Here is a 342-nt window from a genome sequence, read left to right as displayed (position 1 = left end):
GGCATCGGCATCGGCATCGGCATCGACATCGGCGCCGGGGCCGGCGCCGCGGCCGGCGCCATGCCGGCGCCGCGCCTGCCGGCGCACCTGCCCGGGATCGACCTGGCCGACGGCCTGCGGCGCTGCCGCGACAACGCGCCGCTGTACCACGACCTGCTGGTGATGTTCCACCGCCGCTTCGCCGACGCCCCGGCCCATCTGGGCCAGCTGTGCCGCGAGGCCCGCTACGACGAGGCGGCCGTGTTCACCCACACCCTGCGCGGCACCGCCGCCAACCTCGGCGCGCACGCGCTCGGCGCCGCCACCGCGCGCCTCGAGCAGGCCGTGGCCGGGCGCCGCGAC

Annotated in this window: 1 protein-coding gene; it reads left to right on the top strand. The window is 78.9% G+C overall.

The window, feature by feature from the left end:
- Positions 1 to 342, top strand: a 342-nt coding sequence (locus tag C7C56_RS14105; protein ID WP_146204482.1) for an Hpt domain-containing protein, incomplete at both ends; no start/stop codon positions are given.

Origin of the sequence: Massilia glaciei, assembly GCF_003011895.2 — a bacterium.
In the GTDB taxonomy this organism is placed as follows: domain Bacteria; phylum Pseudomonadota; class Gammaproteobacteria; order Burkholderiales; family Burkholderiaceae_D; genus Telluria_A; species Telluria_A glaciei.
This window is presented reverse-complemented; position numbering and strand designations above follow the sequence as displayed.